The sequence below is a fragment of the Enhygromyxa salina genome (assembly GCF_002994635.1).
In the GTDB taxonomy this organism is placed as follows: Bacteria; Myxococcota_A; Polyangia; order Nannocystales; family Nannocystaceae; genus Plesiocystis; species Plesiocystis salina_B.
Genome location: NZ_PVNL01000042.1, coordinates 108,859 through 132,594 on the forward strand (window position 1 = coordinate 108,859; position 23,736 = coordinate 132,594).

Consider the following 23,736-nt stretch of genomic DNA (forward strand, 5'->3'; position numbering starts at 1 on the left):
CGTTTGTCAAATCGTCGGCGCGGACGTCCGCGCGCTGTCGGGGTGTCACTGACCCCCCATTTGGTTCATCTGTAGGATGGGCGTCATGATCGCGAAGACAATGAAGCCAACGCTGCCGCCCATTGCGACGATCATGATCGGCTCGAGCACGGCGGTCGCGCGGGTGATCGCCGCCGAGGTCTCGCGGTCATAGGCATTGGCGAGATCGGTGAGCATCTGCTCGAGCTGGCCCGAGCGCTCGCCAACCGCGATCATGTGGGTCACGAGCGGCGGGAACTGCCCGCTGCGCTTGAGCGAGGGGGCGATGCCAGCGCCCTCGCGGATCTCGTCGCGGGCCGTGGTCAGCACTTTTTCCAGGACCACGTTGCCGAGCAGGCTGCGCACGATGTCGAGCGCCTGCAACAATTGCACGCCGCTCGCGAGCATGGTCGAGAGCGTGCGCGCGAACCGAGCGATGGCGATCTTGCGCGCGAGCCCGCCGACGACCGGCATCCGCAAGATGAAGCGATCGGTCAGCTCGCGGCCGGTCGGGGTCGAGTGCCACTTTCGAAACCCGTAGACGGCGCCGACGAGCAGCAGGATCAGCAGCCACCAGTAGCCCGAGACCACCGCCGAGATCGTGATGAGCGAGCGGGTCGTGAACGGCAGCTCGGCGCCCTGGCCCGCGAACATCTCGGCGATCCCGGGGACCACCTTGACCATCAGCAAGGTCACCACGCCGACCCCGACCAGGCCCATCGCCAGCGGGTAGAACATCGCGGTCGTGACCTTGCCGCGCAGCTCCTCTTGCTGATCCATGAAGTCGGCGATGCGGATCAGCACGGTCTCGAGCGAGCCCGAGGCCTCACCCGCGCGGACCATGTTGATGTAGAGCTTGCTGAACACCTTGGGGTGGCCGGCCAGCGCGTCGGCCAGCGAGGAGCCCTCGTTGACCTTGGTGCCGACGTCGGACAGCACGTTCTTGAACCGCGGGCTCTCGACCTGATCCGTCAGCGCCAGCAGCGACTCGGGCAGCGTGACGCCTGCGCACAACAAGGTGCTCATCAGCCGCGTCACGCCAGCGACGTCCTTGGGTCGGATCCGATCGAAGAGCTGGCCCAGATCGATCTCGCGCCCGCCGCCGCTGGCCCCGGTCGCGCCGCCAGCCGAGGCCCCGCGCGTGGCCTCGGTGACCGCCGTCAGGTACACGCCCTGGCGCTTGAGCAACGCCTTGAGCGCCGGCACGCTGTCGGCCGTCTCGATCCCCTTGATGGTCTTGCCACCCGGGTTGAGTCCCGTATAGGCGTACGCGGGCATGACTCAGGCGGCTCCCCCCAGGCGGTTGGTGGAGGTGAACATTTAGGCTTCCTCCGCGGTGACGCGCAGGACCTCGTCGATCGTCGAGATCCCCGAGAGCACCTTGTGCGCCCCGTCGTCCCGCAGGGTCCGCAGGCCCTGGGCGATCGCGGCGCGCTTGATCTCGGCCCCGCTGGCGTTGCGGATCGCCAGGCGGCGGATCTCTTCGGTCACCGACAGCACCTCGTAGACGCCCGTTCGGCCCCGATAGCCCGAGTCGTTGCACTTGTCGCAGCCGACGGCCGACCACAGCTTCCCGCGCGGCGGCAACTCGTAGCCGTCGGGCGCGACGATCGGGATCGCGGCGCCATGCTTGTCGCGGACGGGGACCCGCAGCGAGGGCTCGCCAGCGAAGAACGCGTCTGGGATCACGCCCATCATCTCGAGCTCTTTGGGATCCGGCGCGACGGCCTTGCAGCACAGCGGGCAGACCCGCCGGATCAAGCGCTGAGCCTGCAGGGCGACCAGCGAGCTCGCGACCAGGAACGGCTGCACGCCCATGTCGACCAGACGGGTGATCCCGGTCGCCGCGTCGTTGGTGTGGATCGTGGAAAGCACCAAGTGGCCGGTCAGCGAGGCCTGGATCGCGATCTCGGCGGTCTCGATGTCACGGATCTCGCCGACCATGATCACGTCGGGGTCGTGGCGCAGGAACGAGCGCAGCCCGCGAGCGAAGGTCAGATCGATCTTCGAGTTGACCTGGACCTGCGAGATGCCCTCGAGCTGAAATTCGACCGGGTCCTCGACCGTGAGGATGTTGAGGTCGGGCGTGTTGATCTCCGACAGCGCCGAGTACAGCGTGGTGGTCTTGCCCGAGCCGGTCGGACCCGTGACCAGGAAGATCCCGTGCGGCCGGTGGATGGTCTCGCGCACGATCCGAAGGTGGTCAGTGGCGATCCCGATGCTGTCGAGATCGAGCATGACCGCCGACTTGTCGAGCAAGCGAATCGTGATCCGCTCGCCGTGGCTGACCGGGGCCGAGGCCACGCGCATGTCGACCTCTTTGCCGGCGATCTTGCGGCGGATCCGGCCGTCCTGCGGCAGCCGCTTCTCGGCGATGTTGAGCCCGGCCATGATCTTGACGCGAGCGATGATGCTCGACATGTGGCCCTTGGGCGCGCGGCGGACCTCTTTGAGCACGCCGTCGACCCGGTAGCGGACCACGATCTCCCGGTCGCCCGGCTCGATGTGAATGTCCGACGCCTTGGCCTTCGAGGCGTTGAAGATCAGCGAGTTGACGAACCGAATGATCGGCGCGTCCTCGGCCGAGGCGTGGAGGATGTCCTCGTCCTCCTCGCCGTATTCGTCGGCCTTCTTCTCGAGGTCGACGTCCTTGGTCCGCTTCGAGTAGGTCTTGTTGATCAGCTCGAGCACCCGGGTCTGGGTGGTCAGCCAGACCTCGACCTCGGCGTCGTAGACCGTGGAGAGATCGTCGATCTCGTCGAGCTTGAGCGGATCGGCGGCCAGCACATCGAGCCGATCATCGCCGCGATCCAGCCGCCACGGCAGGACCAGGTTGCCGCGCGCGTAGCCGATCGGGAGCTGCTCGATCAGCGAGTCGTCGACGTCCTCGTCGCTCAGCTCGAAGTTGACCGGCAGCCCAAACTGCCTCGCCAGCGCCCGGGTCACGTCGAGCTCGGTGCAGTGCCCCAGCCGGACCAAAGTCTCGCCGACCCGCTCGTCCTCGAGGTGCTGGGCCGAGAGCGCCTCGGCGAGCTGCTCGGGGCGCATCACGCCAGCCTCGAGCAGGAGCTCGCCGATCGGCCGACGCTCGAGCTGATACCTCGTCGGCGCGGCGACCTGCGAGGACGAGGCCGACGGCGACGGTGAGGACGACGGCGACGGCGACGGCGTGGACGACGGCGACGCGGCCTCCCCTGCGCTGGCCTGCGTGGGAGGTCGCGGTGGCGGTGGTGGCGGCGGTCGCCGTGCTGCTTGCTTGGGCTCGCTCATCTACTTGGTGGTGCCGGCCGAGGGCCGGGGCTTGGGCCTGGGCTTGGCCGCGCTGGTCTCGTCCTCGCCCTCGTCGGCGGGGCGCGGGCTCATGCCGATCTCACCGGTGATCCGATCGGCGGTGAGCTCGGCCTCGGCCTGGCGCAGCAGCAGCTCCTCGGACTCGAGGCGCCGCGCCTCGCGGTCGATGTTGGCCAGCAGCCCGGCCTTGCTCCGGTAGTTGACGTTGGTCGCCAGGTCGCGGCGCTTGAAGCTGGTCTCGCGCTCGAGGAACTCGTAGCGCTCGCGGGTGCGTCGCTCGTGGATCCTGCGGATGTCGTCGGCGGTCTCGACCACGTGCGGGATCAGGATGATCAACAGGTTGATCTTCTCCTTCTTCTTGACCCGTCGCTTGAACAGCCAGCCGAGGATCGGGATCGAGCCGAGCCCAGGCACCTGCTCGGTGTTCTCGATCTCGCGCTCGCGCATCAAGCCACCGAGCACCAGCGGCAGATCATCGCGGGCCAGCACGTTCTCGAGCTTGATCCGACGCTTGGTCGTGGTCACGCCGAGCGTCGGGTGGGTGCTGACCAGGTCGCGGTCCTCGAGCTCGATGTCGAGGGTCAAGGAGGTGTCGTCCTTCACGTGCGGCGTGACCTTGATGTCGAGCGTCACGTCCTCGCGGCTGATCGACTGCAGCGGCGTCAGCGAGGTGCCCTGGCCACCGCCACCGAACTGCAGCGCGCCCGGGGTCGGGACCTTGCGACCGACCTCGATCTGCGCCTCTTTGTTGTCGGCCGTGTAGATGTGCGGCTCGGCGACCACGTTGACGTCTTCGTTGCTCTGGATCGCCTGCAGCACCACGCCGAACGCGGGGATGTCGTTGGGGGTGCCGAGCAGCTGGCCCGAGCCAGTCAGCAGCGGACCGAGCACGCCGCCGGCCAGACCCTGGAGCGCCTGGGGCGACAGCACCAGCGAGCTCACGTCTGCCGAGGGCGACGAGCTCACCAGGCCCACGCCCTGCCCGCCGGCCGTGTTGAACTGGCCGGCGAAGTGAGCCCCAGCGCCGGTCGTCAGCGTGCGCCCGACCGAGGCCTCGAGCAGATAGATCTCGAGGTAGACCTGCTTGCGATCGCGATCGAGCTCGTCGATGACCGGCTCGAGGCTGGTGTAGTCGGCCGCCGACGCCACGATCACCAGCGAGCGGGTGGCCTCGTCGGCGGTGATCTTGACGTCGCCCGAGAACAGCTCGACGCCCACGCCGCCCTCGCTGGCCCCCTTGCCGCGGGTCTGGGCCGCGCCCGCACCACCCGGCCCGCCCTGGACCAGGCTCTGCAGCACGGTGGCGAGCTCCTTGGGATCCGCGTTGCGCAGGCGCTTGACGTGGATGCGCCCGCCGCCGCCCGGAAGCCGCACGTCGAGCTGCTGGACCAGGCGCAAGATCGTGACGTAGTCGCTCGCCGTGGTCGTGATGATTAGCGTGCCCGTGCGCTCGTCGACGATCACCCGCGAGAAGTTGGCCTCGCCGGCCGCCGCGGCCGCGCCCTTGCCACCCTTGCCGCCGCCGCCGGCACCCTCGCCGAACACGTCGCGGATGATCTGCGCGACCTCTTCGGCGTCGGCGTACTGCAGCTGATAGAAGAAGATCTTCTCGCCGTTCTCGGCCGCGCCCGTGTCGACCTCCGTGATGATCTTGAGCAGCCGTCGCACGACCGAGCCGCGGTCGGTGACGATCAACATGTTGCCGACCACCTGCACGTCGCCCTGCTTGCCCTTGAGCTTGTTGGCGAGGTCGGTGATGTCCTTGACGTTCTCCGGCTGGACCTGGATCAGCTGGGTCACGAACCGGTCGTTGTTGGGGACCGGCTTGCCGTCCTCGTAGACCGGCAGGTTGAGCGACTTGGCGTCGGTGCTCTCGACGATCTTGAAGTAGTCGCCGGCCGGCTCGACGGTCAGGCCCATGCTCTCGATCGCGGCGTAGAAGGCCGCGTACGCCTCGCGCAGCGAGACCTGGACCGGGGACAGGATCGTGACCTTGCCGCTGCGGATCTTCGCGTTCCAGATGAACTTCTGGCACGAGATCGTCATCATCCACTGGACCAGCTGCTCGAGCTCGGCCTCACGCGGGATCGTGATCGTGAACTTCTTGTCGGCCGGCCACTTCTTGCACATGTTGGGCCCGAGGCCGGCCTCGTCGCCGCTCATCTCGCCGCCGCTCGGCGCGGTACCAGCGGTCCCAGTCGTGGGTGGCGCCGTCGCGGTTGGCGGGGCCGTGGAGCGCCCGGGTGGAGCCGCGAACACAGGCAGCGAGGTCACGCACAAGGCCAGCGCCGTGATGAAGCAGGCCAGCACCCGACGCAACGACGGCTCCGAGCCTCGCGGCGTGCAAACGGTTCGATGAATGCTCATTTGATGTCAATTTCCTTTTGAACCTGCTGCCCCTTGCGCTCGATCGTCACCGACAGGTGCGACGCGCGACGGAGCTTGGTGTACAGGTCCATGGCCTGATCGAGCGACTCGAGCTGCTGACCGTTTACCGAGGTCAACAGATCGCCGTTCTTCATGCCGAGCAGCTTGGGGAGGCTTCCAGGTCGGATGCCGTAGAACTTGTAGCCCTTGGTCTCGCCGTCGCGGACCGCGGGCACGATCCGGGCTTGCTTGGTCAGCTGCGCCGGGTTGGCGAGCAGCTTCTCGACGAACGCCTTGTCGACCGTGCAGCTGTTGAAGTCCGAGTCGCAGCTGATCGCCTCGAGCGCGCCGTCGATCTCCCGGCTGTTGGGGTCGGGCGGCTTGGGCAAGGTCGCGGCCGTGGCCGTGGCCGTGACCTGAGGCGGCGGGGCGGCGCCGAGCTCGATGTACTCCATCTGCGCGCCGTTGCGGAACACGACCCGACCGCGCTCGACCGACGTCACGACCACCCCAGCCCGGACCGTGTCGTTCGGGCTGTAGGGCGCGAGCGTGTTGCTGTCGGTGTGGAGGATCGTCGCCATCGAGTAGGCCGGGTCGTCGGACTCCATGGTTGCGAGCAACATCAAGGGCAGTCGGCTCCTGATCTCGCCGGGTCGCACTGGGCCCGAGAGCGACGAGGGATCGTCGTCTTCGTCGAGCTCGGGCTCGGGCGCACAGGTGGGACAGAAGATGTTGCCGGTCACGACCATGTTGGCCACCGCTTGCTTGCGCGAGGCGGTCGTATCGCTCACCCCGGCGAGCGAGTCCAGCATTCGGGCCTGACGCGCGCGGAGCTCGTCTTCGTCCTCGTCGTCGCCCTCGGTCTCCCCCTCGGTCTCCCCCGACTCCTCGGCGATGGTCTCGCCAGCGGGCTCGAGCGCGAGCTTGCTGACCACCATGTTGACGCCTGCGCTCGCGGCGAAGATCACCGCGATCGCCACGCCGACCAGCTTGATCAGCCAAAAGTATTTCTTGAGCAGGTTCTCCATCGCCGTGTCCCGTTCTCTTGGACCCCGAAACGTCGCTTGCAGCGGTCAGGAACTCAGTGGATCACGCCTTTGGGATCGGTCTCGTCGGTGCTGACGGTCTGGCCCCCGCTCGGCGACTTGTCCCGGTGCGGGGTGTAGCTCTCGTCGCGGATCTGCCCGGACTCGAGCTTGCGATAGATCGTGCGCGTCGCGATGCCGAGCAGGTCGGCGGCCAGGCGCTTGTCGCCGCGGGTGAACTTGAGGGTCTCCATGATCATGCGGCGCTCGACCTCCTCGAGCGGCGTGCCGACCGAGAAGGTCAACTGTCGCCCGTGGCCCGCCTGAGGATCGCGCAACTCTGGCGGCAGATCATCGGCCTGGATCACCGGCCCGCGGGACAGCACGACCGCCCGCTCGATCGCGTTCTCGAGCTCGCGGACGTTGCCCGGCCAGCCGTAGCAGGTCATGAGCTCGACGGCCTCGTCGCTCATGCCCTCGATCGCCTTGCCGTGGCGCACGGCGTACATCCGCCAGAAGTGATCGACGAGCAGCGGCACGTCCTCCAGGCGATCGCGCAGCGGCGGGATCCGGATCGGGACCACGTTGATCCGGTAGTACAGGTCCTCGCGGAACCGCCCGCCCTTGACCTCGTCGACGAGCTCGCGGTTGGTCGCGCAGACCAGGCGAAAGTCGACCGAGGTCGTGCGACCACCGACCGGCTCGACCTCGCCCTCTTGCAGGGCCCGCAGCAGCTTGACCTGGACCTGCAGCGGGATCTCGCCGATCTCGTCGAGGAACAAGCTGCCGCCGTCCGCCTCTTGAAACCGACCCGCCCGAGACCGCACCGCGCCCGTGAACGAGCCCTTCTCGTGGCCGAACAGCTCGGACTCGAGGATCGACTCGGGCAGCGCCGCGCAGTTGGTCGCAACGAAGGGCTTGCGAACCCGCGGGCTGTGCTCGTGGATGTAGCGCGCGAGCAGCTCCTTGCCGGTCCCGCTCTCGCCGAGCAACAGCACGGTCGCCGACGAGTTCGCGGCCTGCCGGGCCATCTCCAGGGTCGCGCGCATGACCTGCGAGTTGCCGACGATCGAGCGGGTGGTCGCGGCCGCGAGCTGGGCCTTGAGCTCGCGGTTCTCGGCGACCAACGCCTGCTTGTCGAGCGCCTTGCGGACCGCCGAGATCACCGACGCGCGCTTGAGCGGCTTGCTGACAAAGTCGTACGCGCCGAGCTTCATGGCCTCGACCGCGTTCTCGATCGTCCCGTAGGCGGTCATCACGATGACCTCGACCTCTGGGGTGATCGCCTTGACCGCCTTGAGCAGATCGTCGCCGGTCATGCCGGGCATCCGCAGGTCGGTGATCATCACGCGAACCGGCTGCTTACGGAGGATCTCGAGGGCTTGCCGGCCATTGCCCGCGGTCAGGACCTCGAGGCCTTCCTTGGTCAGCACCTTTTGCAGGGCCTCGAGAATGTTGGCCTCGTCGTCGACGACGAGGACGGTCTGCGCGGTGGCTTCGTGCATCGTCGGGTGTCCGTCTAGCAAGTATGACACCGATGGCTTTTACATGTGAAATCAAATACTTGAGGCGTGACATGAGCTCCCGTCGGCGCACTCTTGTCACGCTGTCGGGAGCCCGCTGCCAATTTGTCAACCACCCGTGGGTGCGCAGTACCCGGCGATGACCCGGAAGATCAAGGAGCAATGCTTCTTCGCGTAGCGCCGCGCGTAGCGGCCCTCGATCTGATCGTAGCGAGCCGAGCACTCCTCGAACCCAAACCGAGTCGAGCGCACCGCGTCGCCGACCGAGTCGCAGTAGGCCGTGCGATCGCGGGTGTCGAGGCACTGGTTCATGACGTCCGGCAGCGAGCTCTCGCACCAGCTCGACACCCCCGGGCAGGCCTCGATCCAGGCCAGCGACGCGTCGACGCAGCCATCGACGTCGAGGCCCTCCACGTGCCATTGCGGCGGGTTGTTGGGATCTTCGAGGGTCGCCTTTTGGTAGGCGGTGAACTGGTCGTAGCCCTTCGAGGTCGCCCGCCCAAACACCGCCATCAACACCGTCAAGACCACGCCAATGATCACCAGCACCCGCACACCAATCGCGTTGCGCTGGGCCTCGGTGGGCCCCGAGACTTCGCCGGAGGGCACGCTGGGTTCGGCCATCGGGCGGCGTTGTAGCTAATTTGCGAGCCCCGGACGAGCGACCGGCGCCCGGTCCGGTCAACGCGCCGTGAGCGTTCGCGCGATCATGACTGCGGCGCCGACGGTGCGCGCGAGCGCGGGATTGCGAGCAACAGCAGCACGAGGCTCAGCAGCGCCGCCCCGACCGCCAACCCCGTGCGCGTGAGCGCCTGCCCGCGCGTGGGCATGTCGAAGGTGTCGAGCATGATCGCCTTGGGCCGCAGCTGGACCCCGCTCGCCATGCCCTGATCGTCGAGCTGCACGGCGAACAGCGAGTCGACGATCTCCGGCCCAACCGGCGCGAGCCGACCTCGCAGGGTCACCAGCGTGGCACCCGGCAGCTGCGCCGGGCTGACCCGAGCGACGATCACTCGACCGAGCTGCTCGTCGGCCTGGATCATCACGGCGCTGGTCCCGAGCAACGGCAACAGCGCGGCGCTGGCCGCTTCGTTTTGATCGGGTCGCTCGCCGTCGGCCACCCTGTACTCGTCGACCACCCACTCCTTGCGCAGGTAGCCCCGCACCGCCACGTAGCCCTCTCGTTGCTCGGGCAGCGGACCCTCGCGCAGATCGTGGATCGGCATCGCGTCTTCGTTGCCCGTGATCCGCAGGAGCTCGGGCAGCTCCGGGCTCGACGCGGCGGCCATCGCCGCGAGCCCGGCCCCGACCAAGGCCTGGGTGCGCGCCGTCGTGGCCTTGACCGCGATCGGAACCGCGCACGCGATCGCGGCGAGCGGTCCGATCCAGAACATCGCGGGGTGCAGGTTCGAGACCGCGCTGATCGTCAGCAGCAGCGGAACCGCGATCGCGGCGAGTACGGCGAGAGAGCGCAGGAGCACTACCCGCAGCCTATCAGGCAGGCCGGCCACCAGCCGAGTCCCGACACGAGCGGCCGGCGGACTTCTGTTACTGTGCGTCCGTGGCCCAAAACCCGCGAGCGCACAGCTTGGCAATCCTGGGTGTCGCCGCGCTGCTGGCCAGCTGCGGCGTTCGCAAGGGCGCGCCAGACTGGATCGGCGCCGACGCTGCGATCGTCCGCTGCACCGTCGCGGGCCCCAACCTCTCGCTGCCACGCCTGTTCGACGAGGTGCCGAGCCCCGCCGTGCCGACTGGTCTGTACGCGCGGACCATGGATCCGATCGCGCTGGATCAGCTCGGCTACGAGCGCGATCGGGCCGTGTGCGCGACCTTGCAGGCGCCCGACACCGCCGAGCTCGACGCCGCAGCCGAGGCGATCGACGAGCTGCACACGACCCGCAGCGAGCTGTCCCGGCAGGCGCGCAAGCTCGGGCGGTGTCTGTGCAGCTACGCCGACGCCCTCGACTCGCGCACGATCGTGCCTGGCTGCGCCGACCAGCCCACCCGCCTCGACTGCGAGCTCGAGTCCGATCAGGTCGCCGCCCTCTCGACCTTGCTGGCTCCGCTGCGGGCCCAGCTCGAGACGACGCAGGTCCCCCGCGTGCACTGGCGCCTGTCTGGGCGCACCGATCGGATCGGGCGGTTCGTCGCCCGCTACGAGGACCTGCTCGGCCGTCACCCCGGCGGCTCCGAGGTCTACCTGCGCAAGACCCCGCTGCCGCCCCACGCGGGCATGAAGCTGGTCTCGGCGCTGCTGGCGATCGACCACGTCGTCGCCGTCGTTCGCCAAGATGGCGGGCGCGCGGTGCTGGTGGTCCGCGAGATCGACGACGAACTGATCCTCGATCACTTCGCGTACCCCGACTGGCTGTCGGCGGGCGCCCGCGGGTTCGACCTCGAGCTCAGCGCCCTGCTCCCGCACCTCGACGACGCGCAGATCAGCCGCTACCGCGCCGCCCTCGAGCCGCCCACCGAGTCGCGCGAGCTGATGTTCGAGCCGCGCAAGGGCTACATGGTCGAGCTCGATCGGGCCGGGCTCGAGCGCGTGGATCGGGGCATGGTGCTCGCGGCCCGGTTCGCGGGGCAGCACTACGACGAGACCAAAGAGGTCCGCGTGCTGCCGCCGCTGCTGATCGATCGATTCGCGCATCAGGTCCCGTATGGGACCGAGGGCACGGTTCTGCGGGTGCGGACGCGGTTGACCGATGAAGGCCGCGAGTGGATCGCCGGGGCTGGGGATGTCGCTGCCTTCGAGGCTCTGCCCGGGCTCGGCCAGGCCGACTTTACGCCGCAGTTTACGCCGGCCAGTCAAGCCGGCGCCGCGCAGCTGTTCATGTTGCGGGGGCGACCGATCGAGCAGAGCTTGTTCGCGGGAGCGACCGGGCTGCCGCAGGTGCTGATGGCGATCGAGCTCGCGGCGCCTGGTAGCGTCGAGGGTGAGATCGATGATTTCGAGGTCGCCGTGCCCTCGGGGCCGCTGCCGGGGGAGCTGCTGAGCCGGCCGGGGCTTGCGCTGTTGCGGGAGCGGTTGTCGATCACGCCGCATGAGCTTGGGGTTGAGCTCGTGAGTGGGGGTCGCGTGCTCGAGCTCGAGTTGGCGCCGGGTGAGTAGGCGTGCTCGGCTCGCTCGCCGCGATGGATGTCTGCGGTTTGGGCGGGTCGCCGCTGGGAGGGCTCGTCGCCAAGCTCCACCAGACAAGCAAGTCGCGGCAGTCGAACAGTGTCCCGCGATCATAGCGACACCACAATAGATGCGAGCCACGCGGACCGGGCCCTCTCCCTCGAGCGCGACAAGTTGGTACTTCCTGCCCACACGCCGAACATCCCCATGATTGCGAGCTATTCGATAGGGCTCGCACAATTTTGAGCCGCTCGTGACAAGGGCGCCCAATCCGAGTCAGACGTCGGTCTCGGAGAAACCGGAGGGGCCTTTGTGAGCGCGTGGTCGAACGCCTCGGGGGCGGACACGCGGGCGCACGTGATGTGGAGCGGGCTGGGGCCGTCCGCTCGCTCCAGACGCCAGGCATGTTTGTTTTCAGCTCGGACGAGGCTCCTTCCCCGCTTGCAGGCGCCATTCGTAGACTGGTTCACCTTGGGCAGCGATCTCTTAGCCGCCACGGGCGTGGGTTCATGCCCGGACGAAGTTCCGATCACGCGCACGTTGTCACGGCTCGATGAGGCTGATCGAGCAGACCACTCGCGGGACGCGCTCGCTCGTTCTCGCAATGAGGTCAATCCCTCAACGTCGCCCGGCCAAACGCCTCAGGGCTCCGGTCCACGCTCTCCGCTACTCCCAAGAGACACCCGCCGAACAATGGTCCGCCGACGGCGGCGAACCATCGAAAGCAACATAGGTAAATCGTGAGCAATTCAAATCCGACTCTTTCATTCATCGATGTCGTCGTCGTCGATCCCCATGACCCTCCCCGGCTGACCACGCTGGTTGGCTATCCCGGGGCAGCGGCCGCGCCGACCCAACGTCGCCTCTATCTCGACATCGCACTGACCGAGTACGTCGACCGGCAGCGCGACGCGGTCGTGCATGAGCAGGCTGTCTCTGGCGAATATGGGCTCCCCGCCGTGCTCGTCTGGGTCCGGGACGACGCGCGGCTCACCCATCACACGCGGACGCCAACGGGAGATCTGGGCGTCAAGGGCACGGCGGCGGAACTCGCCGGATGCGACGCGGTCGAAGCCGAGGACTGGGCCGAGACCGACCAGCACGGCTGGGTCGATCTGCGCGCTGGGTGAGGCGGCCGTCGCGGCCGCCATGAACCACGGCTACGGCTACAACTTCGGCGAGTCCGAGTTCGCCGAGGCACCGCCACCCATGGCCCAACCCGAGGCGAAGATCGGCGGGCTCCGACCACCGCCAAACCTCACCAAGACCTGTGCGATCACGATCCTCAACTGTCGGACCCAGAACCCGTTGGCGTGCCAGCGGCCGCAGATCCCGCCAACGCGAGCAACTTGGTGTCAGAAGACCAATCCACCCGTGTGCGTCCCATACACGCGGAGCTTGATCTGCACGCGCACGAAGGTCGGCTGCGGTTGGACCATGAACTTCCCCTGCCCCGGGGCTGACGGCCGCGCTTGAGGACACGCCATGTTTGTCGTCGCACAGACCGTCATTCACCACCTGCTGGCGCGGGACCTACTCGACGCCGCCGACGTGGTCGCGGGCCGGGTGGTGGTTCACGAGCAGCGTCGCCGCAACAACAACCTGGTAATCACCGTCGCCGGTCGACGCGGACTGTTCCTCAAGCAGGTCGCTAGCGCGGCCCCCGAGCACCGCGAGACGCTCGCGCGTGAGGCCTGGGTCTACCGGATGATCGCGGCGCACGGGCACCCGCGCCTTGTCGCAGTCGCCCCGCGGCTGCTCGATTACGCGGATGAACGCTCGGTCCTGGTGACCGAGCTGGTGAGTCCGACTTCCGCAGCGATTGAGGCGCCCGCCGTCGCGGCGGCGTTAGGTCGCGCGCTCGCGGTCGCACACACCCACGGCCAGGCGATCGTGCAGCGCGCGGACGATCGTTTGCCCCGGATACCGCCGTCCGTGCTCCTGCTGGCCGACCCGACGACGGTCCCGTCGAAGTCGGTCCACGTCGACATCGTACGCGCCATCCAGGAGCTCCCGGCCCTCGGGCGCGAGCTCGAGCAGCTACGACACGAGTGGCGAGGTGAGGCGCTGATCCACGGCGACATGAAGTGGGACAACGCCGTCCTCACACGTGGTCTCGACGGGAGCGCGTCGATGGTCATCGTCGACTGGGAGCTCGCCGACGTCGGCGATGAAGCCTTGGACATTGCCGGAATCCTCCAGTGGTTTCTGCATGCGTGGGTGCGAGAGCTTGGTAGCGCGGACGCAACTGCGGCGGCCGAGCTCCGCCGATCCGAGCTCGACGCGTTTTGGTCGGCGTACGTCGACCAACGCGGGCTCGAGGCGCCCCATGGTGCGACCTTACTCCACCGGAGCACCCGCCTGGCCGGAGCCCGCCTGATCCAGTCGGCGATCGAAGCTCAACCGCCGGATCTGGCTCTGGCCCCGCCGACGATCGTGCTCCTGCAGTTCGCGCTCAACGTGATGCGCAACCCTGACCGCGCGCGCCGGCGATTGCTCGGCGTCGGAGACCGGATCAGCACCTTGGAGGCTTGCGCATGAGCACGCCACAGGAGGACATCCTCGCGCACCTGTGCGAGGTGTTGAGCATCAAGGGTGAGCACGATCTCCGCGTTGACGACGTCGAGGTCGACGTGGAGCCGCTCGTCGAATTCACGCGACCCATCGCTAGCGATCTCGGCGAGACCGGCCCGCGCGACCGGCTGACGCTGGCGCTGTGGGGCCTGCTCTACCAGGGCTGCTACATGCACGGTCGGCGCCTCGACGCCGAGCTCACTCGCGCGGTGATGTCGACGCTCGTCGCTCGACCACCCAGCCCAGTCGCGCTCGTCTCTAGCCTGCGCGAGGACCTGCAGACCATCGCCGATGGGACCGCGGGCTGGGATCCAGGCTGGGAGGTCTACCAGGTCGAGCGCGACGGGCTCGTTCGTGTGCGCAAGGGTGACTGCCATCAGGTCGCGCTCGCGGGCGAGTACCTCAAGGCGGCGGCTCCGGGTGTTCAGGTCCGGGTCGGAGCGACGGTCGACCTGCGCGTGACCGTCGGGACGTTCGAGATTCAGCCGGGCTACTACCACGTCCTTGGCCGCGTCCTCGGTGACACGCTCGAGCGGTTCGACTGCGTCCGGCTCTACTTCAACACCCGGCCAGGCTCGGTCCAGATTTTGCTTCGCGCCCTGGTGGCCGCGCTCAATCGACTCGAGATCCCGTTCCGCGCCAAGACGCCGTGCTCCGCCGTCGGCTACGCACGGACAGACGCGACCGTGCTCTATGTCGCGCGCGTCCACGCGCCTCTGGTCCTCGATCTAGTCGTCGAGCTGCCCGATTGCGACCGGCTGCTCGATCCCGGCGTGCCGATGTTCAGCTTGCCCGTCGCTGCGGGCATCGGTCTCGCGGACGACCCGGGCGCGGCGGAGAGCTTCGGCACCAACCGCTGTCGACTCGTCGCCCAGGCCCTCGCTGACGCCTGGCGTGAGCGAGGTGAAGACCCGGACCAGCGCATGCGCGCGATTCGGGCCGCGTTCGCATCCGAGGGCCTCGACCTCGCGCGCCCTCACCTCGGCCCGGGCTTGGCCGAGATCCAACCCTGGCCTCAAACACTGGAGATTTTGGCATGACCCGACAATCGCCCCATGACTCGTTCTTGCTCGAAGCCGATCGCATCGGTCACGGGCTGTGCCGAAACGCCGTGTGGTCAGGGACCCGTTGCGCCTGGCTTGGCTGGTCGCTCGCACCCGATGCGAACGGTCAAATGGCGCCGGCCTACCGCAGCTTTGGCTCGGACCTCTACGAGGGTGGCCTCGGCATCGCGCTGTTCCTCGCGCACCTGTCCAAGCGGACGGGGGACCGACGTCAGCGGACCGCCGCGGTTGGAGCGATCCAGCAAGCGCTGGGGTGGCTCGACGATCGGGAGCTCGGCCCGCGGGGATTTTACGGTGGCGACGCGGGTGTGGCCCACGCGCTGCTCGAGCTTGGCCGGGTGTTCGAGCACGAGGGACTGGTCGTGCGCGCGAGCGAGCTGCTCGGGCGGCTGACGGTCGACGCGGAGCCCGACGATCGCTGGAGCTTCGACATCATCGACGGCAGCGCCGGCGCTGCGCTGGCCCTGCTCGACGCCGCCGAAGCGCTAGGGCGCGGCGACCTCGTCGACGCCGCGGACGGCCACGGGCAGCACCTACTCGGCTCAGCGCGCGTCAACGAAGACGGGCTCGCGTGGCCGAACCCGACCAACCCTCAGGAGGCCCCGCTGCTGGGCTTCTCCCACGGCGTGTCGGGCATCGCATGGGCTCTGGCCGAGCTCTACCTGGCGAGCGACGACGAGTGTTTCGCTACGGCCGCGAGGGCAGCGGCTGCATACGAGCGCGCGCAGTTCGACCCACGCGTCGGAAACTGGCCGGACCGCCGGGCCTGGGTCATGGCTGAACAGGCTGAACAGGCTGAACAGGCTGAACAGGGCGAACAGGCCGCCCCCCACTCAATCTTAGCCTGGTGTCACGGCGCGCCCGGAGTTGGCCTCGCGCGCCTGGGCATGCTCGCGTGCCTCGGTGACGACGAGGATCTGCGCGCTGATCTCGAGCTCGCCCTCATCGCGACCACCCGCGCGCTCGAGCAAGGCGGCGCCGACGGTGACTACTCGCTGTGCCACGGATCGTTCGGCACCGCCGAGTTGTTGTTGTGTGCCGCGGATCAGCTCGACCGGCCCTCGCTGCGCGAGCACGTCGAGCGGATCGCCAGCGACATCGTCGCCCGCATGAGCCAGCGACGCATGAGCTGGGGCTGCGGCGTCCCCGGTGCTGGGGCGAGTCCAGGGCTGATGCTCGGCGTCGCCGGAATCGGCAATTTCTTGCTTCGACTTCACGATCGAACGGTCCCGTGCCCGCTGCTGCCCTGCGATCCGCTGACGCGTCGGCGCGAGCGTGAACCGGCTCACCGCGACGCGTCGATCAAGCCAACCCTGACCGCGAACATGACGTCAATTCAGCTCGGACTCGGGAGCGTCGTACGATGAACGAGGATAACCAACACGCCCCACCCAACGCGCCCTCGGAGCCGCAAGCCCGTGCTGCGTCCCCAGCGACCGCTGGCTTCATGACCCCGCTCGTCAACGTCGATGTCGACGTCGCGCAGGGAGTCGTCACGATCCTGTCCGTGGCCGACCCCCTGCTCCTGACCCAGCAACCTGGCATCGAAGGGTCTATCGAGGTGGTCGAAGACCTGGATCTGGTGGTTCACGCCGACGTGGTCGTGATCCTGGGTGACCTTCGGCTGCCCGGTCGGAGCGTGACGATCATTGCCCGCGAGCTGCGTGCGATGGGCGACGCCGAGTCATCTATCGAGATCGACCTGAGTGGCCTGGCTCCGCCCCCGGCACTCGAAGCGCTGGCTCCGACGCCCCCACCGCAAGCCGCGGGAGTTGGAAGGTACGGCAGGCCGGGGAGTCACCTGCCTGGACACGGCGAGCCGGGAATCGCGGGCAGTCCTGGCGGAAACTTCACGCTGCTCGCCCTGCGCTGCACCGCATCGTTGACCGTGCGCGTCGACGGAGGCCTTGGTCAGCCAGGTCAACCCGGTCAACCCGGTCAGCCCGGGGGACCCGGCGGCGAAGGCAGCCCGGGCCGGTGGGATGGAAAACGTGCCAGGCCCATACCGCCCGGGCGAGGGAGCCCGGGAGGAACGGGTGGGACCGGGGGCAACGGTGGTCGCGGCGGCGACTCAGGGCCGGGTGGCCAGGCAATCATCGCCCGCTCGAGCGCCGGCGACGAGACGCTAACCTTCCACGGTGTTGCAGGCGGCCCCGCACAACCACAGGCGCCCGGTGGAGCGGGCGGACCCGGCGGGGTCAATGGCCCGTACGGACCCTGGGGCCGCCCTCTCATTTTCATCAATCAGCTTGGCGAGCCGACACCGGCACGCGAAACGTCACTACCGATAACCGGCACGCCGGGTAAAAATGGCCCGCCAGGCGGACAGGGACCGCGACACGCTCCCGACGTTCACCTGCTCACCGACCGCGAGCTCGCGGCACACGTGGACACCAGTCATCAAATCGCGCTCTTGCAGCAGGCCGTAGGGTACTACCTCAGCGGCGATCCAGTCCACAACGTCGACGGCTACCGCCGCGCCGCCGTGCTGCTGTCGTGGATCGAGTTTGGGACCCGAGCTGTGCACGGCGCTCCGCCGATCGAGGGTCGCTCGCTCGAAGACCAAGAGACGCTCGACGCCGTCTACCTCGAAGCACGGGCCAGGCTCGCCCAGCTCAGCCAGGGGCTCGACGTGTTCGGCAACGCCGAGGACTACGCCCCCGCAGCCTCGTTCGAGTTCTACCGACGCTCGCTCGCCGAGCGCCTCGCGCTGCTCGGGACCATCGAGCGCGCGTACGCGACCTACTTTGCGGAGCTCGCTAACCATCGCGCCGCGCGGGCGGCCCTCGAGGACGGTCGACGTCAGGCCGAGACGCTCGCCGGTCAGCATGAATTCGAACTCGAGCAGGCAGACAAGGACTTTGCCGATCTCCGCCGCCGCATCGACGCTCTCCACAACGACTCGCTCACCCTCCGCAGTCAACTCGAGCAGAGGTTGAGCCAGTTCAGGGGTGCCATCGAGCGTGTCGGTGGCTGCGGCTTGACCGATCTGTTCGCCGCGACGGGCACGCTCTCGTTCCTGCCGATGATGGGGGGTGGTGGACGGGGCGCGAAGCTGGGCGCGGCGTTGATGATCAGTCACGCCGCTGGCGACCTGATCGCCCGCGACCAACGCTACGCCAGCGTCGGTCACGGATCGGTGCCACGCGAGCTACTGCTGGGTCAGCTCGACTTCATTGGTGAAGACTTTGCCTCGCTCGCGGACGGCTATCAGGCCCACCGAGACCACATCAGCATCGATGATCCCTACGGTCAAAAGCTTCTGATGATGCAACAGCAATTCGACGCGACATTTCAGCAGTACGCGGACGTCGTCGAGGCTAGGGCCGCGCGCCGAGCGATGCGCGACTACGTCGATATCATCGTTCGTCGCAATGGCCTGGTCATGGAGCTGAATGAACTCGCCAGCCGTCGCCTCGAGCTGCAGGGGAGCATTACCCAGCTCGCGGTCCAGGCCCGGGGGATCGGGCACGCGCTCGCTAGTTCGGTCCGCATGGACCTCCCCCACATGACCGCGTTCATGGCCCAGCTCTATCGTGGCGCCACCCACCGGGCTATTCGACATATCTACCTTGCGAGCCGGGCGTTCTCGTTCTGGGCCCTCGCAGATTTCCCGCTGCTCTATCAAGCGCTGCGCCTCGACGCGCCCAACGCGATTGACCACGGGGTGCTCTCGGCGGCGGCGGCCAAGGTGCTCGACGCGTACCAGGACGCGGTCGAGGCGATCGGCAGCCTTCCTCAGCGATTCCCCGACGCGGCCGCGCGAAGCCGGACCAAACCTCGCGGCGTGTTCGTACCGATCACCGAAGCCAGCCACCCGGACGAGCTCGAGACGTTTCGCAACACCGGTGAGATCCTTGTGAACCTCCGCCCCGTCACCCCGACGACCTCCGTCGCCGAGAGCCCCTTCGCCGGCCTCGCCAATATCCGCTTGACCGACGTGCGCGCGCGCATCGAGGGCGCTCGGACCTCCGATAACCGGCTCTACGTTCGCATCGAACACAGCGGCGCAGAGGTCATTGTTGGCCGCGACGGTCAGTCCCGATCATTTCACCACGCGCCGGTCGCTGTCGTGTTTCGCTACCGCCTCGATACGGGCGCGATAGAGATCGACGGCACAATCGGCAGCGCCTCGCCAACCACGCCCTACGCCACCATCGGACCGTTCACGCTTTGGCGCGTGAGCGTGCCTCGCGAGCTCAATCACGACCTTCAGCTGTCGGCCGTTAGCCACATCGAGCTCGATTTCTGGGGTGCTTGCCACACCTTCATCTGAGCTCGCCATCGCCAACCTTACCGGCACATCGCGAGCGCCAAGTCGACAACGGTCGGAGCGGCCGTCAGCGGGTCGGTCTGGATGCGGGCGTTCTAGCGCGAGACCCCAGCGCGACTCAGCCACCCAGGGCGCGCTGGCAGATCAGGCACAGCGGCGTCTCGGGCCGAGCGTCGAGTCGACGAAAGCCGATCGGCTCTTCACAGGACTGACACTCGCCGTACTCGCCACGCTCGAGCCGGCTCAGGGCCAGCTGAATCATCTCGCGCCGTCGCTCGCTCGCGCGTCGGTTCGCGGCGGTCATTGCTTGTTGCTGCATCGCTTCCATCCGCGACAGGCGACCGATCGGCTCGTCGAGATCCACGGGCGCCGCCCCCTCCGCCGTCTGCTCGATCAGTTGCAGCAGCTCCTCGTCGAGGGCGCGCAGCTTGGCGCGCAGCTCGAGCTGCTGCGCGGCCGTCAGTGGAAGGGGCTCGCTCATGCGCCAAGCCTACTGCGATTCAGGCTGTGCGTCGCTGGCCCGCTGCTCGAGCGCCGCGCGGACCTTTGGGCTGCGCAGGTGATAGATCATCAGGCCCACCGGCGCGCCATACATCAAGCAGATCAAGACACCCATGACCGCACCGATCATGCCAGGTCCGAAGGGGTCATCGCTGGAGCCGACGGCGGCCCAGTTGGCGATCCAGCTGACCGCGAAGGCGATCAACAGCACACACAGGATCCAGCTGAGGATCTCGAGGGTGGTGCGGGCCCGGGCTTGGAGCGCCAGGAACCCTCGGCCAGCGACGATGCCGACGATGCTGAACACGCACTGGCCGGCAACGAGCACCGGGAACCACTTCCAGATACTGGAGAAGGGGAGCTCCGGCGTGCCAGCCGTCGGCGGCGGGGGCGCGGGCAGGCCGACCGCCATGGAGGCGATGAAGCTGATCGTCGCGCTGACGAGCATCAGTGCGCCGATCACAATCCACGCCCACCCGATCACGGTAACCGGCGTTGGCCTTGGCTCTTGAAAGGTCGGAGGCATTGGCCTCAGGCTAACATGCATATTGCCTAGGGCCTCCCGACTAGGACTAGGCGTCACTCTCGCAGTTTGGTGCGGGGGAATGAATAAAGTCTACAAGTTCCGGAATGCCGACTCGCACGCCTCACCGGCCGAGCAAATTTCACACTGGTGGTATGGAACCAGCTCTGGCGGCTTCAGTTCGGACCGGGCGGCGGTCGCAGGGGTCCGACTTCCCCTGCTGCGCGCGCAGGTTCTGTGCTTCGGTCCGCGGAGAGGTCGAGGCGCCCGTCACTCGGAGGGGAACCGTGCGCCCTTCGGCCACGAATGCATTAGCGGCATGGGGTGGGCGGCGCAGTCGGAGATTGACGGCTGCCAGGGCGGCCGCTGCACCCCCGTACTGCACCGTCGACGACGCCTCCTGTCCAGACGTCGCCAACGGCCAAGCGTGAGTACTCATGTACGAGACCTTCGATACCTTCACCAACGTAGAAGCTTGCGCCTAGCCGGTTCGACGGGCCGTGTTGCGGGGGGACCGGCGCGCTCGAGCTCGAGTGCCTCGACGATTCGACCAGTGAGCCTGGGCGCGGGTCACGCTGATTCACCGAAGTACTATGTCTTGCACCCGCTTTTTCCTAATGCCCCCGCCGACCAATAGGAGAATGCCGGTCACGACCAGCGGCACGCTGACACCTACCCCAACCGGGAAGAGAGCGCGAGGTGTGGCAACTCCCGCTTGCCAGGCCCCGACGGTACCAAGCACGACAGCGCCACCGATAGACCGTGTCCCAGGTCGTGCGGAAGCTCGAGGCGACCTGCTTCCAGTTGAGCACCTTCGCCCAGCGCGCGAGAAACCAGGCATAGGTCGTGGTCGTCGGGCTCTTGCCTTGGGCCCACGGGACCTTCTCGATCTTGACCCCGCAGCGCGGGCAGTCCACGCGACGCATCGCGTAGGCGAAGAACACCAGCAGCCCCCAGAGCGGCACGAACTGGAAGTAGCGAACCTTCTGCGTGTCATAACAGGGGCCGCGTTGGCCGCAGACCGAGCACACCGGCTTGCTGCCCTTGCGCGGGCGGATACGGACCATCAGGCGCTCCCGGCCGCCCTCCTCGAGCGAGACGTCCGCGTACACGAAGCCCTTGTGTTTCTCGAGCCGATTGAGCAATGTCTTAATCTGCATCCCGCCGTGCCGTTCCTCGCTGTGGATTTTGGTGTCGCAACCTCATCCTCGCAGAGCTCACGGTGGGATGCTCTTGTCCGCGTCAAATCATCGCTGAGCTCGCTCTCGCGGCGGTCTCCGGCTCGACGAGGATCGGCGCGTGGGCCGAGCCTCGAGCTTGGCCCACATCGGCTCGACGCCACGCCGCGGCGTCGCGGTCCAGGGGCGCGTAGCGCCGAGCGGAGCGAGCTTGCCCTGGAGGGTGACGTCGCGACGTGGCACCCCCTCGCGGCGTCCCGGTGCCTGGTTTGACCCACAGTTTCTTCCGAGGACCCATGAAAAGTGGGGGTGATTGTGAGACTGGCAGTCCGGTTCGGTGGGGCCTGCCACCGAGCGACCTTCGCTTGCAGAGCCGGGCTCAGACCGCGATCGGCTTCGGGCTCCAGCTGTCGACGACCGCCGCGATGCTCTCCCGCAAGCGCTCGCCGACGTCGAGCCCCGCCAGCGCGCGGTCGAGGTCGGCGTGGCCTTTGACCTCGACCTCGGCGCGGACCTTGGCCAACGCGTGGCCGAGCCGCAGCAGCTCGGTCGCCCCGCCGAGCCCCGACTCGAGCTCGTAGGTGACCCAGCAGGCGTCGTCGATGTGGCGGTGGTGGACGACCCGCCCGGCCGCGACCAGCTCGTCGAGCACCCGAGGCGGAAAACACAGGTCGAGCTGCCCGCCCCGGTGAACATGGCCAATTTCGCGTCCGCCCGGGCCAAAGAAGCCGATCGCGTTGACGCGGGCCTTGCCGATCTCGAGCCCGTCGAGGCCCTGGAGACTGGCGACCAGACGATCGATCAGGCCGCTGCGATGAGTCGCCACGCCGACCATCGACTGGGACGCGGCCGGAGCCCGCTCGGGCTCGACCCGAGTTTGGCTGGCGACGACGACCGCCTGGCCCCGGTACAGCTCGGCGGCCCAGGCGTTCGCGATCAACGCGCTGATCATCGTGGCCAGCGCGACGCCAATGAAGATGCCGACGATCCCGGCCAGATAGCTACCGAGCGCGGCCAACGGGATCGCCAGCAACAAGCTGCGCATCGCCGAGATCAGGGTCGACCGAACCGCCCGATCAACCGCGTTGAAGGTCGCACTCACGACGCTGACCACCGCGTGGGCGCCATAGGTCGCGGGGATGATCCAAAAGAACAGCTTCAGGACCTCGTGAACGGCGGGATCGGCCGAGAACGCACCGGCCACGAGTCCGCCCAATGTCGCGAGGAACAGCCACGCCCCTGCCCCCCAGATCAGCACGAATCGTCGAGCCTTGCGCAGGGCCTCGGCGGTTCGGTCGTGGCGATGGGCGCCCCAGTTTTGCCCAACGAAGGGCGTGAGGGCTGCGCTGAGAGCCATCGGGGCGATCAACACCAGGCCCTCGAGCCGCGAGCCCACGCCCCAGGCTGCGACCGCGGCCTTGCCGTGGGTCGCGATCATCGCGGTCATGACCCCGGTCGCGATCGGGGCGAGCATGTTGGTCAACGCCGCCGGAATTCCGACCGAGAGGATCGACCGCCACGAGCTGCGCAGCTGGGTGATCGCCGGCAGCTGCCACTCGATCATCTTCAGCCGCGAGCCCAAGACCCACAGCGCCGCGACGAAGGTGAGCAGCCTCGCGCCCAGAGTTGCGAGCGCGGCCCCGCGCAGGCCCAAAGCCGGGATCGGCCCGAGCCCGAAGATCAGCACCGGGTCGAGGATCCCGTTGACGAGCGCCGCGCCCATCATGATGTACATCGGCGTCTTGGCGTCACCGGTCGCCCGGATCGCGCCCGAGCCCAGCATGGGAATGACCAAGAACGCGGCGCCCAGGAACCACACCGTCATGTACTCGATGACCAGCTCGAGCACCGACCCCTCGGCGCCGAGCTGGGTGAACAGCCAGCGCTGGGTGAGCAGGCCCAGGCCCGCGAGCGCGGCGACGATCGTGACCCCGAGGATCAGCGCGTGGGTGGTCAGGCGTCGGACCAGGCGATCGTCGCCAGCACCGATCGCCCGGGCGATCGCCGAGGTGGTCCCGACCCCGAGGCCCATGGTCGCCGACATCACCAGCATCACCACCGGGAAGGTGAAGCTCATCGCAGCCAGCTCATCGGTGCCGAGCTGGCCAACGAAGTAGGTGTCGGCCAAGTTGACCGCGATCAGAAACACGATCCCGAGCGACATCGGCAGCGCCAAGCCGAGCAGTGCCTGACCGATGTCGCCCTCGACCAGGGTCGCGCGCGCGGGCTTGGGTGCTCCGGGAGTGGTCATCGACCGCACGAGCGTACGCGACCCTCG

18 protein-coding genes are annotated in these 23,736 nt (G+C 67.9%); 7 read left to right on the forward strand and 11 right to left on the reverse strand.

From position 1 onward, the window contains the following. Positions 1-45: 45 nt before the first annotated feature. From gspF to ENSA7_RS09895, 7 genes are all read right to left on the reverse strand, one after another. Positions 46-1,296 (reverse strand): type II secretion system inner membrane protein GspF, encoded by a 1,251-nt coding sequence (gspF, locus tag ENSA7_RS09865; protein ID WP_106088973.1) that lies wholly within the window; start codon positions 1,294-1,296, stop codon positions 46-48. A gap of 42 nt (positions 1,297-1,338) precedes the next feature. Further along, complete coding sequence (locus tag ENSA7_RS09870) at positions 1,339-3,288, reverse strand: GspE/PulE family protein (RefSeq protein WP_106088974.1); 1,950 nt, start codon at positions 3,286-3,288, stop codon at positions 1,339-1,341. Then, positions 3,289-5,676: a type II secretion system secretin GspD gene (gspD, locus tag ENSA7_RS09875; protein ID WP_106088975.1), complete on the reverse strand. Its 2,388-nt coding sequence runs from the start codon at positions 5,674-5,676 to the stop codon at positions 3,289-3,291. It lies immediately after the preceding gene. Further along, positions 5,673-6,704, reverse strand: coding sequence for a type II secretion system protein GspC (gene gspC / locus ENSA7_RS09880; RefSeq protein WP_106088976.1), 1,032 nt, complete (start codon positions 6,702-6,704; stop codon positions 5,673-5,675). The genes gspD and gspC overlap by 4 nt, the downstream gene beginning before the upstream one ends. A gap of 53 nt (positions 6,705-6,757) precedes the next feature. Beyond that, the gene (locus ENSA7_RS09885) at positions 6,758-8,206 is read right to left on the reverse strand and encodes a sigma-54-dependent transcriptional regulator (RefSeq protein WP_106088977.1); all 1,449 of its coding nucleotides are present in this window, start codon (positions 8,204-8,206) and stop codon (positions 6,758-6,760) included. A 126-nt stretch (positions 8,207-8,332) separates the two neighbouring features. Next, on the reverse strand, positions 8,333-8,848 hold the full coding sequence (locus ENSA7_RS09890; protein ID WP_106088978.1) for a hypothetical protein: 516 nt from the start codon (positions 8,846-8,848) through the stop codon (positions 8,333-8,335). A gap of 83 nt (positions 8,849-8,931) precedes the next feature. Further along, complete coding sequence (locus tag ENSA7_RS09895; RefSeq protein WP_106088979.1) at positions 8,932-9,705, reverse strand: hypothetical protein; 774 nt, start codon at positions 9,703-9,705, stop codon at positions 8,932-8,934. Between the two features lie 80 nt (positions 9,706-9,785). Between ENSA7_RS09895 and ENSA7_RS09900 the strand changes: the two genes are divergently transcribed. From ENSA7_RS09900 to ENSA7_RS09935, 7 genes are all read left to right on the forward strand, one after another. Then, positions 9,786-11,336 (forward strand): hypothetical protein, encoded by a 1,551-nt coding sequence (locus ENSA7_RS09900; RefSeq protein ID WP_181233557.1) that lies wholly within the window; start codon positions 9,786-9,788, stop codon positions 11,334-11,336. A 749-nt stretch (positions 11,337-12,085) separates the two neighbouring features. Next, positions 12,086-12,475, forward strand: coding sequence for a hypothetical protein (locus ENSA7_RS09905; protein ID WP_106088981.1), 390 nt, complete (start codon positions 12,086-12,088; stop codon positions 12,473-12,475). A 19-nt stretch (positions 12,476-12,494) separates the two neighbouring features. Further along, a complete protein-coding gene (locus ENSA7_RS09910) occupies positions 12,495-12,821 on the forward strand; it encodes a hypothetical protein (protein WP_106088982.1) in 327 nt (108 codons plus the stop codon). A 9-nt stretch (positions 12,822-12,830) separates the two neighbouring features. Continuing rightward, positions 12,831-13,886, forward strand: a complete 1,056-nt coding sequence (locus tag ENSA7_RS09915) for a phosphotransferase family protein (protein WP_106088983.1) — start codon at positions 12,831-12,833, stop codon at positions 13,884-13,886. Then, entirely contained in the window at positions 13,883-14,959 is a 1,077-nt protein-coding gene (locus ENSA7_RS09920) for a T3SS effector HopA1 family protein (RefSeq protein WP_106088984.1), read from the forward strand. The genes ENSA7_RS09915 and ENSA7_RS09920 overlap by 4 nt, the downstream gene beginning before the upstream one ends. A gap of 134 nt (positions 14,960-15,093) precedes the next feature. Further along, complete coding sequence (locus ENSA7_RS09925; protein ID WP_181233559.1) at positions 15,094-16,350, forward strand: lanthionine synthetase LanC family protein; 1,257 nt, start codon at positions 15,094-15,096, stop codon at positions 16,348-16,350. A gap of 1,046 nt (positions 16,351-17,396) precedes the next feature. Further along, positions 17,397-19,259, forward strand: a complete 1,863-nt coding sequence (locus ENSA7_RS09935) for a hypothetical protein (protein ID WP_146157529.1) — start codon at positions 17,397-17,399, stop codon at positions 19,257-19,259. A gap of 115 nt (positions 19,260-19,374) precedes the next feature. Here ENSA7_RS09935 and ENSA7_RS09940 read toward each other — a convergent pair whose 3' ends face one another. The 4 genes from ENSA7_RS09940 to ENSA7_RS09955 form a co-directional block, all read right to left on the reverse strand. Beyond that, on the reverse strand, positions 19,375-19,737 hold the full coding sequence (locus tag ENSA7_RS09940; RefSeq protein WP_106088988.1) for a TraR/DksA family transcriptional regulator: 363 nt from the start codon (positions 19,735-19,737) through the stop codon (positions 19,375-19,377). Between the two features lie 9 nt (positions 19,738-19,746). Continuing rightward, positions 19,747-20,283 (reverse strand): sodium/proton-translocating pyrophosphatase, encoded by a 537-nt coding sequence (locus ENSA7_RS09945; protein ID WP_146157530.1) that lies wholly within the window; start codon positions 20,281-20,283, stop codon positions 19,747-19,749. A gap of 611 nt (positions 20,284-20,894) precedes the next feature. Then, a complete protein-coding gene (locus ENSA7_RS09950; protein ID WP_146157531.1) occupies positions 20,895-21,440 on the reverse strand; it encodes a transposase in 546 nt (181 codons plus the stop codon). Between the two features lie 397 nt (positions 21,441-21,837). Continuing rightward, complete coding sequence (locus tag ENSA7_RS09955; RefSeq protein WP_106088991.1) at positions 21,838-23,709, reverse strand: MATE family efflux transporter; 1,872 nt, start codon at positions 23,707-23,709, stop codon at positions 21,838-21,840. Positions 23,710-23,736 lie beyond the last annotated feature (27 nt).

Bases quoted from the DNA above. Each gene is read 5' to 3' on its own strand.
- gspF (WP_106088973.1), bottom strand. From the start codon at position 1,296: ATGCCCGCGTACGCCTATACGGGACTCAACCCGGGTGGCAAGACCATC.
- ENSA7_RS09915 (WP_106088983.1), top strand. From the start codon at position 12,831: ATGTTTGTCGTCGCACAGACCGTCATTCACCACCTGCTGGCGCGGGAC.
- gspC (WP_106088976.1), bottom strand. From the start codon at position 6,704: ATGGAGAACCTGCTCAAGAAATACTTTTGGCTGATCAAGCTGGTCGGC.
- ENSA7_RS09920 (WP_106088984.1), top strand. From the start codon at position 13,883: ATGAGCACGCCACAGGAGGACATCCTCGCGCACCTGTGCGAGGTGTTG.
- ENSA7_RS09955 (WP_106088991.1), bottom strand. From the start codon at position 23,709: ATGACCACTCCCGGAGCACCCAAGCCCGCGCGCGCGACCCTGGTCGAG.
- ENSA7_RS09925 (WP_181233559.1), top strand. From the start codon at position 15,094: ATGGCGCCGGCCTACCGCAGCTTTGGCTCGGACCTCTACGAGGGTGGC.
- ENSA7_RS09890 (WP_106088978.1), bottom strand. From the start codon at position 8,848: ATGGCCGAACCCAGCGTGCCCTCCGGCGAAGTCTCGGGGCCCACCGAG.
- ENSA7_RS09885 (WP_106088977.1), bottom strand. From the start codon at position 8,206: ATGCACGAAGCCACCGCGCAGACCGTCCTCGTCGTCGACGACGAGGCC.
- ENSA7_RS09950 (WP_146157531.1), bottom strand. From the start codon at position 21,440: ATGCAGATTAAGACATTGCTCAATCGGCTCGAGAAACACAAGGGCTTC.
- ENSA7_RS09910 (WP_106088982.1), top strand. From the start codon at position 12,495: ATGAACCACGGCTACGGCTACAACTTCGGCGAGTCCGAGTTCGCCGAG.
- ENSA7_RS09940 (WP_106088988.1), bottom strand. From the start codon at position 19,737: ATGAGCGAGCCCCTTCCACTGACGGCCGCGCAGCAGCTCGAGCTGCGC.
- ENSA7_RS09870 (WP_106088974.1), bottom strand. From the start codon at position 3,288: ATGAGCGAGCCCAAGCAAGCAGCACGGCGACCGCCGCCACCACCGCCA.
- ENSA7_RS09945 (WP_146157530.1), bottom strand. From the start codon at position 20,283: ATGCCTCCGACCTTTCAAGAGCCAAGGCCAACGCCGGTTACCGTGATC.
- gspD (WP_106088975.1), bottom strand. From the start codon at position 5,676: ATGAGCATTCATCGAACCGTTTGCACGCCGCGAGGCTCGGAGCCGTCG.